Source organism: Niveibacterium sp. 24ML, from assembly GCF_026586805.1.
Lineage (GTDB): Bacteria > Pseudomonadota > Gammaproteobacteria > Burkholderiales > Rhodocyclaceae > Niveibacterium.
Window position 1 is genome coordinate 164,571 of record NZ_JAPFHA010000007.1, and the last position, 13,567, is coordinate 178,137.

Annotated in this window: 12 protein-coding genes, 2 tRNA genes and 1 pseudogene; 4 read left to right on the forward strand and 11 right to left on the reverse strand. The window is 62.5% G+C overall.

Annotation, left to right across the window (positions count from 1 at the left end; all coding sequences use genetic code 11):
- The 8 genes from OPU71_RS08615 to OPU71_RS08650 all read right to left on the reverse strand — a co-directional run bounded on the left by OPU71_RS08615 (nt 1) and on the right by OPU71_RS08650 (nt 7,631).
- On the reverse strand, nt 1-1,029 hold the full coding sequence (locus OPU71_RS08615; protein ID WP_267727354.1) for a hypothetical protein: 1,029 nt from the start codon (nt 1,027-1,029) through the stop codon (nt 1-3).
- A gap of 3 nt (nt 1,030-1,032) precedes the next feature.
- A complete protein-coding gene (locus OPU71_RS08620) occupies nt 1,033-2,274 on the reverse strand; it encodes an aminotransferase class III-fold pyridoxal phosphate-dependent enzyme (RefSeq protein WP_267727357.1) in 1,242 nt (413 codons plus the stop codon).
- On the reverse strand, nt 2,267-3,283 hold the full coding sequence (locus OPU71_RS08625; protein ID WP_267727359.1) for a class I SAM-dependent methyltransferase: 1,017 nt from the start codon (nt 3,281-3,283) through the stop codon (nt 2,267-2,269). Before OPU71_RS08625 ends, OPU71_RS08620 begins: the two co-directional genes overlap by 8 nt.
- The gene (locus tag OPU71_RS08630) at nt 3,280-4,140 is read right to left on the reverse strand and encodes a radical SAM/SPASM domain-containing protein (protein ID WP_267727361.1); all 861 of its coding nucleotides are present in this window, start codon (nt 4,138-4,140) and stop codon (nt 3,280-3,282) included. Before OPU71_RS08630 ends, OPU71_RS08625 begins: the two co-directional genes overlap by 4 nt.
- A gap of 84 nt (nt 4,141-4,224) precedes the next feature.
- Nucleotides 4,225-4,497, reverse strand: a complete 273-nt coding sequence (locus OPU71_RS08635) for a hypothetical protein (protein ID WP_267727363.1) — start codon at nt 4,495-4,497, stop codon at nt 4,225-4,227.
- Between the two features lie 3 nt (nt 4,498-4,500).
- Nucleotides 4,501-6,036 (reverse strand): glycosyltransferase family 2 protein, encoded by a 1,536-nt coding sequence (locus OPU71_RS08640; RefSeq protein ID WP_267727365.1) that lies wholly within the window; start codon nt 6,034-6,036, stop codon nt 4,501-4,503.
- Nucleotides 6,029-7,387 (reverse strand): glycosyltransferase family protein, encoded by a 1,359-nt coding sequence (locus tag OPU71_RS08645; RefSeq protein ID WP_267727367.1) that lies wholly within the window; start codon nt 7,385-7,387, stop codon nt 6,029-6,031. The genes OPU71_RS08640 and OPU71_RS08645 overlap by 8 nt, the downstream gene beginning before the upstream one ends.
- A gap of 4 nt (nt 7,388-7,391) precedes the next feature.
- Nucleotides 7,392-7,631 (reverse strand): acyl carrier protein, encoded by a 240-nt coding sequence (locus OPU71_RS08650; RefSeq protein ID WP_267727369.1) that lies wholly within the window; start codon nt 7,629-7,631, stop codon nt 7,392-7,394.
- A 190-nt stretch (nt 7,632-7,821) separates the two neighbouring features.
- Between OPU71_RS08650 and pseI the strand changes: the two genes are divergently transcribed.
- Entirely contained in the window at nt 7,822-8,868 is a 1,047-nt protein-coding gene (gene pseI / locus OPU71_RS08655; protein ID WP_267727372.1) for a pseudaminic acid synthase, read from the forward strand.
- 11 nt (nt 8,869-8,879) lie between these two features.
- On the opposite strand, the gene OPU71_RS08660 is transcribed toward pseI, so the two are convergent.
- The 3 genes from OPU71_RS08660 to OPU71_RS08670 form a co-directional block, all read right to left on the reverse strand.
- On the reverse strand, nt 8,880-10,664 hold the full coding sequence (locus OPU71_RS08660) for a sensor domain-containing diguanylate cyclase (protein ID WP_267727374.1): 1,785 nt from the start codon (nt 10,662-10,664) through the stop codon (nt 8,880-8,882).
- A 76-nt stretch (nt 10,665-10,740) separates the two neighbouring features.
- Complete coding sequence (locus OPU71_RS08665) at nt 10,741-11,382, reverse strand: response regulator transcription factor (RefSeq protein WP_267727376.1); 642 nt, start codon at nt 11,380-11,382, stop codon at nt 10,741-10,743.
- Nucleotides 11,379-12,890: a response regulator gene (locus tag OPU71_RS08670; protein WP_267727378.1), complete on the reverse strand. Its 1,512-nt coding sequence runs from the start codon at nt 12,888-12,890 to the stop codon at nt 11,379-11,381. The genes OPU71_RS08665 and OPU71_RS08670 overlap by 4 nt, the downstream gene beginning before the upstream one ends.
- Before the next feature lie 109 nt (nt 12,891-12,999).
- Here OPU71_RS08670 and OPU71_RS08675 point away from each other — a divergent pair.
- From OPU71_RS08675 to OPU71_RS08685, 3 genes and pseudogenes are all read left to right on the forward strand, one after another.
- A tRNA-Thr gene (locus OPU71_RS08675) sits at nt 13,000-13,075 on the forward strand.
- Between the two features lie 63 nt (nt 13,076-13,138).
- A tRNA-Met gene (locus OPU71_RS08680) sits at nt 13,139-13,215 on the forward strand.
- A gap of 254 nt (nt 13,216-13,469) precedes the next feature.
- Nucleotides 13,470-13,567, forward strand: a pseudogene (locus tag OPU71_RS08685) (transposase); the annotation flags it as partial.

Below are 13,567 nucleotides of genomic sequence, written 5' to 3' on the forward strand. Positions count from 1 at the left end.
TTAACCCTTGTGGCGCAGCGCATCATCCAGCGCGCGATAGGCAATATGGTTGACCAGCAGTGACTGAGGATTGCATACCGCAAGTTGAATCCCATTAGGCTTCAGCACCGTCTGGTCAACCAATTGGAGGTAGTCACCAATGGTCAGACAACCCAATTTGTCAGTGATGGCTCGGTTAGCGGTGGCATGGATCTGGTCCGGCTGACGATCCCACTGGCAAGCGCGATAGTCGGCTTCAATTGCCGCCTTGGCGCGGGCAAAGGCTGGCGAATCGGACGGTAGATCGAAGAAATACTGGTTGCCGCTCAGGTCGACTCCCAGCAGGCAGATCTCGCGATACCCCTGGCGCACGGCGAAGTTGATGGCGCAGTCGAGGTTGGAACTGTGGTGGATGAGCGGTTCGCGCGTCGCCAGGTAGTAGCGTTTGAGCAGGCGCGACAGCAGTGCCTGATCGCGGGTGGGCAGGGTGGTTGGCGAGTAGAGCCGAGTTCGCTGGGGGGGGCAGTGAAGCAGAGGCCGTCCGGGGGCGCTGTTGAGCACGAAGTCGTTGTTCAGCAGATGGCGGATCTGCATGTAGACGATTTCATGCTGGCGATCGGGGTTGTTGAGCAGCTCGTCACGTACCGCCGCCAGTGCCTCTGCTGAGCGGCCGACTTCGATGAGGTGGTAGCGAGGCCGGAAAGGATGAACGTAGAAGTAGTTCACGCCAATGGTGTCGAACAATGCCAGCTGCTGCCAGCTAGCGTCGTCGATCCGGGCGATGCTCGCGCCGCAGCCAAGAATGAAGACCCGGTCGCTGCGTCTTGCTCCGGTGCTCATTGCGTCGGCGGTGATGCCGCCCAGGGCAGGGGCCTCTTCGTTGAAACGGCTAGCTAGGTAACGGTCCCAGTAGATGTTGGTCAGCTCACGTTGTTCGTCAGGACCACCACCATGCCAGCGGCTGTCGAGCCAGCCGCGAAGCCGGGTTAGCCGATGCAACCAAGGGGCGTAGAGGCGATAGGCGGGGGTTTTGAATCCGAGTTGGCGCACAGCTTAGGCTCCACTGATGAGGCAGCCAGCTGCGGCAGCCAATACCTGCTGGCACAGCCAGTCGATGTCGGCTTGCTGATGGCAAAAGCCGGTAAAGACGATGCCGTTGGTAGGCCAGAGCACGCCAAGCTCCAGCAGCTGCTGGCGGAAACGGCTCTGGGTTGCGGCAGGCAGCTCCAGCGCGTCGCGCTCGGCGCGGTTGCGAAAGCTGCTGGCGGTAAAGGCGACCCGGTTGAAGGAGCCGATGCCGATGGCCGAGAACGGCAACCCCTGCTGTTTGAACCCCTGATTGAGCTGGTTGCGAAAGCGCTCACCCAGTTGGTCGATGTGGCGGTAATCGGCACTGGCCAGCTGGCTGAGCACGGCGCTGCTGGCGGCGGCAACCAGCGGGTTGGCGGAGAAGGTGCCGCCGGTCAGGATCCGTTTGTGGCGGTCGCCAAAGGTGCGGGCGGCAACCTCGTCGGTGCAGCTGGTCAGGCCGATCGGCAGGCCGCCGCCGAGGATCTTGCCCCAGGTGACGATATCGGGCTGCAGCGGCCAGTACTGGCCGGCGCCACCGGGCGCGAGGCGAAAGCCGGTGATGATCTCGTCATGGATCACCAGAATGCCGAGGCGGCGGCATTCTGCTTCCAGCCGTTGCAGAAAGTGCAGGATGTCGGCGCGCGGATTCGAACCCTGCACCGGCTCGATGATCACTGCTGCCAGCTCTTGGCCGTGGGCTGTGATCAGCTCGAAGGCGCGCTCGTCGTTGTAGGGCAGCAACAGGCTGAAATCGAGCACCGGCTGGGGGATGCCGTCGGGCAGGGTGGTGATGCCGGCGCCAAAGCGGCCTCCATCATCCAGCAGGGTCCATTCATTCATGCCGTGCCAGCCGCCGTGGAAGCAGGCGATGCGCTGACGGCCAGCAGCGGCACGGGCCAGACGCAAGGCGCGCAGGGTGGCTTCGGTGCCGCTGTTGCTGAACACATAGTGGCACTGGGGCGCTGGCAGCAGCGTTGCCAGCCGCTGGCACAGGTCATGGATCTGCGGGTTGTTGTAGAGATAGATGCTGCCATCGGCGATCTGGCGCTGCACAGCGGCCACCACGGCCGGGTGGGCGTGGCCGAGGATCTGGCTGCCGGCGCCCAGGCCGGCATCAAACAGCCGGCGGCCATTGTCGCTGTAAAGGTAGGCACCCTCACCGCGGACGATCACAGGTTGGCTATCGGTGCCGTAGCCGGCGTTGTGCAACTGGTAACTAGACATGGGCAGGCTCACCGGGGCGTTGGGCGATCACCAGAATGTTGCCGGCCTGACGGGTCTCGACAAGCAGCTGGGCCAGCGCCGCCGCAAAGTCGTCGTCATGGATGCGCTCGCCAATAAAGTGGCCGGCATTTGCGCGGTGGCCCGGATCGCCGGCGGCCAGCAGTTTGCGCACATAGCTGACATCGAGGCTGCCGTTGGGGGTGTGGTAGTCGATGAGGCTGAGCCCGGCACTGGCCAGCAGCACCCGCACCGACTCGAGATTGAACAGATTGATATGGCCCGGCGGCAGGATCTGCACATGGTCAGTGCCGGCCACTGTCCACTCGAAACTGGTGGTGTTGGGGGTGGAGAAGAACCAGTAACCACCGGGGCGCAGCAGCCGGCGAATGGCGCCCGCTACCTCATGGGGGTTTTGCACGTGTTCGAGGGTATCCCACATGGTGATGCCGTCGAACTGGCCATCCAGCTGCAGCTCTTCGACCATTGCCTGATGCAGCTGAACCCGCGGATGGTGGCGTTTGAGATGCTGGCAGGCATCGTCGCTCGGATCGCAGCAGTGCACCGCAAACGGCGCTTTGCTGCGGTCCAGCGCGGTCAGAAAGATGCCAATGGCGCTGCCCACATCAAGAAGCCGGCCAGCGCTCAGGTACTCCTGAATGATGGCGATACGGCGGCTGAAGATCGGCACCCGGTTCTCGAACGACTCGATGAAAAACTCGTTCTCGAACGCCTTCATCGGGCTGTTGTAGTAGTAATGCAGCTGCGCCTTGCTCGGCATCGGGTTGCAGAACAGGTGGTGACAGTGGCCACACCGCTCGAGGCGGAAGCCGAACTTGTCGGTGAAGTGGTGCAGCTCGCGCCCCTGACAGATGGGGCAGTGGTCGCTGCGCGGCTGGTCATTGCCGATCTGCAGCACCGCAGCCGCCGTTTCCGCCATCATCCGCGCCAGATTCTCCTGCTTTTTGCGGGTATGGATGGCATCAAAGGTGATGACGGCCGGCCCTGTCACTTCAGCGCCTCCTTCCATACGGCAGCATGGTTGAAGCCGTGCAGGGTGCCGTCGGTGTTGCACTTGTGGCAGGGGCTGCAGGCGCGGTTGCCGTTCAGAAGCTTCTTGCGGTACTGGTTGAGCGCCTTGCTCTGCCACACCTCCAGCAGCCGCTGGGTGGCAACGTTGCCGAACTTCATCTTCTTGTTCCAGTCCTGCATGCACAGCATCACATCGCCATTCCAGTCGATGGTCAGCGAGTAGGCGGTGTAGTAGCAGGGGTGATGGGGCACCACTTCCGGCTGGTTGCCCACATGAACAGTGCCGGCGCGATTGGTGAGTTTGAGGCCAAAGCTGTCTTCGTCGGTGTGCCAGCGGTCGCGCAGGATGTAGTCATCCTTGCTTAGCCCCGCCTCGGCGAAGCGCTGATGAAAGTCGTCTACCTGCTCCGGGCCATCGTAAAGGCTGACCACGAAGTAGCTGATGCCGGCATCAAACAGCTTGCGGATGCGGCTGGGCTTGAGCGTGTCGCCGTTGGTGACCAGTTCCAGCCGTACCTGCTTGGGAAAGGCGGCGACCAGTGCTTCGAAATGGGGGCAGAGGGTCGGCTCTGAGTAGCCAGAGAAGACCACCACGCCGCTGTAGTTGAGCATCTCAAGCTCGGCGCCAATCTTGGTGGCCAGCTCGACACTCATGTGCAGATTCTGGTTGGGGTACGCGTCGTCATCGGCGCGCGGGCAAAAGCTGCATTTCCGGTTGCACAGTTCGGTGACGTTGATGTCGATCCAACTGAACAGCGGTAAATCATTTTGGAGATGAACCACATCGATGTAGCTCGATTTGCGGCGCAGGTTGTTTTTGGTGGCTTCGTTCAGCATGGCTATCTCGCTTTGAGCAGGGCCGCATTGGCCCGGTTTCCGGCAGCTACAGGTTATGGTGAGATCGGCGAAAATAGCGGCTTCCTAAGGGGGGACTACGTGCCAGTTCTCCGGCGTTGGCGCGCCTCTGCGAGCGGAGCGAACTGAAAACACCGCTTGCGAGAGCGAGGCTGGTGCACGGTGGAGGTAGCTGTCGGCGGCGCCGGGGTCACGGCCCCACAGCGCCGGGAGCAGGGTGCAGCGATGCCCGTTCTCGATCAGACCGTCGTGGAAGGCATAGGCGCCGGTGTAGGACCAGGCGCGCGCCTGCGTCCAGTTGTCAAACTCCAGCATGACCAGAAGTATGTTCTTGGACATCGATCAGGCCTCGTGCGCGTGTGTTTGATTGGCTTGATGCAGCAATGCTGCGATTTCCGGAAGTCGCGTCTCCTGTTCATGCAGGGGACGAAAACCGACATGGTGCCTTGCCTGGCCGAGCAATACGCGCGCAAGTTTGGCGTCGGTCTTGAGTATGGCGCGGGCCCAGGCGATGCAAGCCCCGGCGTGGCCGGGATCGAGTTCCAGAATCGACTGCGCGAGCGTGACGACGCGGGCCGTGTCTTGCGTCGCTTCAGCGCTGCGCAGGCTGACGTAAAGCGCCCGGGTGCCGCCGGTGGCCAAGGTGTCGTCTTCCTCGCCCAGGCGCGACCTGATCATCTGGATCGTCCGCAGATCCAGATCTTTTCCGTAGCTTGCGAGGTGCTCCCGAAGGGCGATGCGCGCGCGTTCGTCATCGCCGGCAGCGCACGCGTCAAGTAGTGGTGCCGCGTAGTGGGGAATCAGCATCTGGCTGCGCGCGCGCAGGGCGGTGCGAGTTTGCGGATCGCCACATCGGCGTGCGCGTTCCACGAGCAGCGGCGCGAAGTCTTCGATGCCGTCGATCACGGTTTGTTCGTCGAGCGGCTCGCCGGCCAAGGCGCGCTCGCGCAGGGCCCGAGCCGACGGGAAGTTCTCGGTGAGGAACTCCACGAATCCGGTCTGGATCGCCTGCTCGGTCAGTAGCCGCATGACCAGGTCCAGCTCTTGCGTCGCGAGCCCTGCGCCGATGTGAATCAGGTTGGCGGCGATGCCGGCGATCTGGTCCAGTGCGTCGCGCGGCAGCGTCGTGTTGAGCGCCTTGCAGGTCCAAGCCAGCGAAAACGCTGCGTCCGGTTGGCGCTGAACCAGCACGCCGCGCGAGTAGCCGGCGCCGAGGTGGTCGCGCAGGTAGTCGCCGGGTGAGAGTTGCTTGACGTGTACGCCAAGCACGCGCGGCCAGCTGAGCAGTTGCCCGCCGCGGGCGAAGAAGCGGTAGCCAAACTCGACATCCTCGCAGCCGTAGCGCAAGAAGCGCTCGTCAAACTGCAAATCGTCCAGCACGGCGGTCTTGAAACTGGTGAAACCGCCCATGAAGTTGGCGTGAGGCCGCCCTTCCGGCACCGTATGGAAGACGTTCCAGTTGCCGCGGGTCTCGAACCATTCGGTGAGCGCAGTCTGATGGGGGCCGCCGCGCCAGGTGACGCAGCCCATCATCATCGTCAGCAGATCAGGGTGCTGGTTGTGGAAGTCGATGACGGCCTGCGCGAAGCCGGGCGCGGGGACGATGTCGTCGTCGATGTACATGCCCAGCGCCGTCGTCATTGCGTGGGCGCCGGTGTTTCGGCCGGCAGAGAGGCCCCGATTGCGTTCATGGACGAGCAAGGTGGCGCCGAGTTGCCTGATCAGCGCCTCCTGCTCGGGCGCTGGGGGGCAATGCCCATCCCACACGACGATCGTGACCAGCTGTTCTGCCTGCAGGCGTGTGAGGATCTGGACGAGTAGCGCAAGGTCGCGGCCGAGCGTAGGAATTGCAACGCTCAGGTCGGCGCGGCTATACATGAGCGTGCTCCTTCGGCGCCGACAGGATCTTGAGCAGGTGCTCAGTCCAGCCGCGGGCGTTCATGCGTGCGTTCCAGACGCGCTGGCCGCGCGCAACGACAGCCCTGCGGGCAGCTTCGTCGGAAAGGTAATGGTCGATCAGCGCGAAGAGGGCGTCTGCATCGCGGAAGTATTCGATGCCTTCTCCGGGCGCCAGCAGCAGGCGGGTCTCAGGGTTGTCTTCTTCGAGCAGCAGTACGCCGCAACCCAGCGCCTCGCGCACCTTGCCCTTGCACTGACTGCGGAAGGGGTAGGTCTGCGTGTTTACGCAAATCCTGGTGTGACGCAGCGCTGCAGCGTATTCGGCAACCGGCAGTGGCGGGCGGCCTGGTTCATAGACGCCACCAAGGTGATGAAAGCGCTGCCCGTAGCGCGCCGTGAGCAGGTCGATCCACTCGCGCCGCCGCCCGACAGAGCTGCCGAACAGCGCGATCTCATAACGTATCTCTGCGTGCGGCTCGGGGTGGAAGAGGGCGGGGTCGAACACCGTTGGGTGAAAGAACACGCGCTCGGTATGGCGATGCTGCTGATAGGGCGGCTGATGCGCTTTCATTCTGGCGAGCCGTGTGCCGTTCGAGTTCTCGATCACCAGATCCGCCCATTCCAGGCTGGCACGCTCGTAGTCGAGGTAGCTGCCGGTCAGTGCGGTTTCGTCGTAGTCCCACCACAGGGTGACGATTTTCATGCCGGGGCATAGCGCACGTGCCGTGTGAAAAACGGTCGGTGCGATGTTCTCGTGCGGGTGAACCGGCGTGTGCACCAGAAGATCCGGTTGGAATTCGCGCACCGCATCCAGGATTTCGCCTTCCCAGAGCTCGCGTAGTTCGCCGTCAGGGTTGCGGCGGTAGAGCGTGTGCAGGGTGATGCGCTCGCCGTGCAGTTCGGCCAGATCCGCCGCGATGCCTTCTTCGTAGGCGCGGCTGGATATCACCACCTGTGCCGCGTGGCGAGGAATCTCGCTCGGCGCGATCACCGGCAGCCCAAGACGCTGGGTGCCGTGCAGACTTTCGTCGCGGTCTGCGAGGGCAACAATCGGCAGGCGCCCGAGTTCCGGCAGGAACTGTCGCGTGTGCGCCCCGGCGCCGTAGATGACCACCGGCGCGCCGCAGCTTGCTTGTGCGATCTCGCTGACTCGGCGCGCGATCAGCGCGCGGTAGTCGTCGGTATCCCTGCCCAGGGTTACGAGCCGATGCTCGCCGATCAAACCGGACGCCAGCATCGGCTTCATGACCTCAAGCACACCGGCCGAGTCTGCCAGCGACTTGGTGTCGAAGCGGTGAATCACGAAGAGGGTGCGCGGCGAGGGTGTCATGCGGTTAAAGGGCAACGTCGTACTTACGGACGATTTCTTGCGATTTGGCGAAGCTCGACATGTCGATGACGTCGTCGGTGTCGAGCATGATGTCGAAGGCGGATTCAATCGCGGCGACGAGTGCCATGTGGGCCACCGAATCCCACTGGGGGATGCTGTTGAAGCGCAGCTCGTCCACCACCTGTTCGGGCGGAATCGCCAGCGCGTCGCTGAAGGTTTGGCGGAGTCGGTCCAGATTGCTCATGCGTGTGTCCTGTGTGCGTTGCCTGCAACTGCCGGGCGCAGCATTACGAAGTGGATGATGCCGCTGCGGCACGCAAGTGTTGGGCGGAATAGACGCGGGAAACCCCGCCATTTGTTGCTAACCTTGCGCCGGTCTGGCGTGCAAGATGATCCTTGGAACGCCGCATCATCGCAACGCCGGGAGCATTCTCATGATTCAGATCGGGCATTTCCGGGTCGGGCTCGAATCCGCACCATTTTTCATCGCCGAGATGAGCGGCAACCATGGCGGCTCGCTGGATCGCGCACTGGCGATTGTCGACGCAATGGCTGACGCGGGCGCGCATGCGCTGAAACTGCAGACCTATACCGCGGACACGATGACGCTGGACATTGCCGAGCGCGAGTTCCTGATCACCGATGCGGAAAACCTGTGGAAGGGGCGCACGCTTTACGATCTGTATCACGAAGCGCACACCCCCTGGGCCTGGCACAAGCCGCTGTTCGAGCGTGCCCGCACGCGCGGCATGCTGGCGTTCTCGACGCCCTTCGATGCCTCTGCCGTGGACTTCCTCGAAGCGCTCGATGTGCCCTGCTACAAGGTTGCATCGTTCGAGAACGTTGATCTGCCGCTGATCCGCAAGGTGGCCGCGACTGGCAAGCCGATCATCATGTCCACTGGCATGGCCACGCTGCGCGAGATCGGCGAGGCGGTGGAGGCTGCGCGCGGCGCCGGTTGTCGCGATCTGATCTTGCTCAAGTGCACCAGCAGCTACCCGGCGCCGCCGGAAGAAAGCCACTTGCGCACGCTGCCGCACATGCGGGAGGCATTCAACTGCGAGGTGGGCTTGTCGGACCATACGCTCGGCATCGGTGCGGCGATTGCAGCGGTGGCGATGGGCGCGACGGTGATCGAAAAACATGTGACCTTGTCGCGGGCGGAAGGCGGCGTGGATAGTGCGTTCTCGCTTGAGCCGGCCGAGGTTCGGCAACTGATGGCCGAATGTGAGCGGGCGAGGGCGTCGTTGGGGGCGGTGCATTACGGCCCTGGCGAGCGCGAGGCCGATTCGGTGAAGTTCCGCCGCAGCCTGTATGTGGTGAAGGACGTTGCGGCGGGTGAGCGTTTGAGTGCCGAGTCGGTGCGGGCGATCCGCCCCGGACTGGGGCTGTTGCCCGGCCATTTGCCACAGGTGCTGGGACGACGCGCCGTGCGCGACATCAAGCGCGGCACACCGGTGAGTTGGGATCTGCTCGACTGACCCCGACGGCGCTAACGCGCGGCCTCCACCCGGTTCTTGCCGGCGCGCTTGGCGCGGTACATCGCTTCGTCCGCCCGATCGATTGATCGCTTGGCCGGCTGCTTGATGTCGAGCTCGCTCACGCCCGCGCTGAACGTGATCAGCCGCTTGCTGTTGTCGTGCAGGAAGAAGCGCTTGGTGAGCTCACGCTGCAAGCGCTGGACCACGGTGACGGCGGAATCAAGATCGGTATCTGGCAGCACCAGGATGAATTCTTCGCCGCCGTAGCGGGCAACTGAATCTTGCGGGCGAATGGTGTCGCCGATCACGCGCGCCAGGTGCACAAGTGCTTCATCGCCGGCGGTGTGGCCAAGCGTATCGTTGAGTTGCTTGAAGTTATCAACGTCGATCAGCGCAACGCAGATTTGAGTGCCGCTGCGCTCGGCGCGGCCGACCTCGCGCTCCAGCGTTTCGTCCAGCCCCTTGCGGTTGAGCGCGCCGGTGAGGGGATCGTGCCGCACCATTTCGCTGGCGCTATCGAGTTCCTGTTTGAGTCGCGCCACCTCTGCGCTCGCCGCGTCGGCCTGTTGCTTGAGGGTGGCCAGCTCGCCACGCGAGTTCTCGGTGCGGATCTGCACACTGCGTGTTTCGCGGATGATCTCTTCCACCACCGATGCAAGATCGCCAATCGACTGCGCTTCGGCGACCTGGGTTGCGCAATGCTCCAATCTGTCGCGATAGCCGCCGGTCGTGGCGTAGAAGTCGGTGAGATGATCGACGAAGCCCGAGAGCATGGCCTTAAGGCGCTCTTGCGCATCGACCAGACTTTTCTTCAGCACGCCTTGCTTGAGGATCACGTCGCGCAGGCGCTTGCCAAGCTCGTCGATCTTGTCGCGGTCGAGCGGCCCGCTGGTGACTTGCAGTACGCCTTCGACTTGGCCGTGCACCCAGTTGTCGTCGGCAACCAGGTCGCCGATGTTCTCGATGATCAATTGCAGCAGGCGCAGCAGCGCCTGCCGGATGCCCGCCTGGTCACGCACGACCCACTCGACTTTGTAGGCGAACCCGCGCAGGCGCTCGGTAAAGCCTGCGGCATCGAACTCGGCCCCCGGTTTGCGAAGCTCGTTGGCGAGGTTGGTGGCAAGCGTGCTCAGTTCAGGGGTTTCGATCAACAGCCCGCCAATTGCTTCTTCCAGCACCTGTGCAATCAGCGATCGGACTTCCAGGCTATCGGCAATCCCGCTGCTTGCGGTGCGTGAAACGGGCGCACTGGATGGCGCTGTGCTGGCCTTTACAGCGTCGTCGGCCGGTGCGTCGACGAGCTGGATGGAGTCCGCAGTTGCTTCGCCCGACCAACCTTTGATCAGCCCCTGCAGGCGGTTGAAGAGCTGTTGCGGATCGGCTTGGCTTGCACCGAGCACATGCTCAAGAGCCTCGGCTTTGCGTTTCGGGGTGAGGTTGGCATGCCGCCGTTCAAGCTGGGCGATCAGCTCACGAATCAGGCTTGCCCACGGCGGCGAGCTTTCGCTCACCTCCTGGAACAGCTGCAGCATCCGCGAGTGGAAGCTCTCCCAATTGCCTTCGCTCACGGCCCCTTCGAAGCGTCTGGCAAGGCGCAGTTGCTCCGGCCGCTCGCGCGGCAACTCGGCCGAAAAGGCCTTGAACTCGCGCGCCGGAAAGTCCTCTTGCGGCTGCGTGCCGGCGATCTGGTGGTAAATCGAGCGGAAGTTGTCCGGCGTAGGCGGCACGCGGCTCACCGCCAAGCGTTTGAGCACTTCGCGAGCGATGTCGGAAGGGGTTTGCGCGGGCTGGTTCATTGAGCACCCGGTTCGGAGCAGAAGATCATGCTGTGCCTACGGCATCTGCCCGCGCATCTTGAGCCTTGCGCAGACGCTATTCGACGAGCCCGTGCTTGAGACCGTAGTGCGTCAGTTCAGCGTTGTTCTTGAGTTTCATCTTTTCCAGCAGGCGGGCGCGGTAGACGCTGACCGTCTTGACGCTCAGGTTCAGCTCTTCCCCAATCTGGGTAAGGGTTTTCCCCGAGGCAATCATGCACAGCGTCTGGTATTCGCGGTCGGACAGGCGCTCGTGCGGCGCGCGATCGTCTTCGGTGATCGCTGTTGCCAGTTGTTCCGCTACTTCGGCGCTGACGTACTTCTTGCCCGCTGCCACTTGCCTGATTGCCAGCACCAATTGTTCTGGCGCGCTCTGTTTCGACAAATAACCCGAGGCGCCGGCCTTGAGCGCGCGCACCGCGTATTGTTCTTCCGGGTGCATCGACAGCATCAAAACCGGAAGTTTCGGGAACTCCTTCTTGACGAGCTTCAGGGTGTCGATTCCGTTCCGGTCCGGCATGTTCACGTCCATCAAGACCACGTCCCATGCGCCGTCGCGCAGCATCTGCAAGGCGCGAACGCCGTTCTCCGCCTCGCCGGCAACGACCATGTCGGCCGTGTCGGAAAGGATTGATCGCAAGCCCTGGCGAACGATGGCGTGGTCATCTGCGATCAGCACGCGAATGGTCGGGGCGTTCATGGTTGGCCTCTATCGGGGTCTGTCACTGCGGTTTTCGGGTTGGGTTGGGAGAGCGGCGCGCGCAAGAGCATCTGGGTGCCGTTCGGTTCGATGGCTTCGATTGTGATCTCGCCGCCAAGGCTGGCAACCCGTTCGCGCATGCCGCGCAAACCAAAGGATCGGGGTTTGATCAGGTCGGCGGAGCGGATGCCCACACCGTCATCGGCTACCTGAAGTATGAGCTCGTCGCCCTCCTGGGTCAGCCGCACGGTGACGTTCTTGGCATGCGCGTGCTTGGCAATATTGGTCAGAGATTCCTGAAACACACGGAATATCGCAATGGCGGCGTCTTCCGGGCACTCGATGTCGTGATCCGCGCACAAAACGTCGCAGCGGGTGCCAGTGCGTTGCGTGAAGTCTTCTGCATGGCTTTCGATGGCGGCGGCGAGACCGAATTCCTTAAGAATGCCGGGGCGAAGCTCGCGCGCGACCCGACCGGCGGTCGTGATCGCTTCGTCCACCAGACCTGCGATTCGTTTGGCGCGGCCACCCAGCGCGGCATCCGGGTCGAGCCGGCTGGCAAGCAAGGAAAGCTCGATCTTGATGCCGACCAGAAGTCCACCCAAGACATCGTGGATGTCACGCGCGATGCGCTCCCGTTCGTCTTCCTTTACCCGCTGCAGGTGGTCTGAGAGTTCCGCGAGCTGCGCGCGCGAAGCAACGAGGTCATCCTGCGCTTGTTTGCTCAGGGTGATGTTCCACATCACGCCTTCCCAGCGGACAGAACCATCGGTCTGTTTGCTTGGCGTGGCGCGAATGTTGACCCACTTGGTGTCCCGCGCCGGAACGCGGATCCTGCCCTCCCAGTTGAGCGTGGTCATGCGCTGAGCGTTATCGCGCAGGGTGGCAAGGAATCGCGCGCGGTCCTCTTCCAGCACCAGATCAAGAAAACGCCTTGCGTCCCTGATCAGATCTTCAAGCGGGACCTCGAAAAGCAGCAAGGCACCTTCACTGAGGTAATCAACCGAAATCGATCCATCTGCGGCGTGCTGCATCTGAAATGCCGCGCCGGGGATATTTGCCGCAAGCGCGCCGAGGCGGGCCTCGTGATCCCGAGCGGCTTCGATGGCGCTCAAACGCTCGCGGCGGATCTGTGCCTCGCGCAACTCACGCTCAACGGCCGGGATCAGCCGATCCAGCCTGTCCTTGCTCAGATAGTCTTGCGCCCCCGCACGCATTGCCTCGGATGCCGTCTCATCGTCGATCGTGCCGGAAATGATGAAGAAGGGGACGTCGATTTTCTTGGCCTGGACCATTGCCAGCGCCGCAATGCCAGAGAAGCCGGGCAACTTGTAATCGGAAAGTATCAGATCCCAGTCGGCATTCGACAGGGCGGCTTCGAGCTGCGGCGGCGTTTCGACGCGTTCGGATACCACTTCGAAGCCCGACCGACGGAGCCGCGAAATCAGCAGAATGGCGTCGTCCTCGTTGTCCTCAACCAACAAAACCCGAAGCAGCGGACGCGTCATGAAATGGCTCTCAACATGGCTGCCAAGATGGCGGAAGTGACCCATCAAAAAAGATAACACGCGCTGCGCCACATGTGCCCGGAATCTGTATAATCCGCCGCTCGCCGGGGCCGGCATAGCTCAGTTGGTAGAGCAGTTGATTTGTAATCAGAAGGTCAGGGGTTCGATTCCTCTTGCCGGCACCAAAAAAACTACAAAATTATGGCTTGACACGGAAAGCGCTCTAGTCCATAATTTTTCTTCTCTGACGCGGGGTGGAGCAGTCTGGCAGCTCGTCGGGCTCATAACCCGAAGGTCACAGGTTCAAATCCTGTCCCCGCAACCAAGTTCCATGCAAAACGCCGGCTAGCCCGGCGTTTTGCATTTGGGCTTTGGGTTTCTACTTCTTGCTCGCAAATCTTGGGCTGTTTCGTCGGATGCCTGGACGCCGCGCTCCGATCGAAGTCCAAGCGCGAATCGGTATGCTGGCTCGAAGCCAGACCGGTACGGCAATCCCTAATTGGTCTAAATTCGGCGAATCGCCCCGATTTTCCGGGGCCGTGTTGTGCTTGTTGATACCCGCCATTCAAGCGTTAACGGAGGCACGGTCTGGGCGGCGTCAAGCTGGTGATCTCCGACGCGCATGAAGGCCTCAAGGCGGCGGTGCGCAAGGTCATCTCGGCCACCTGGCAGCGTTG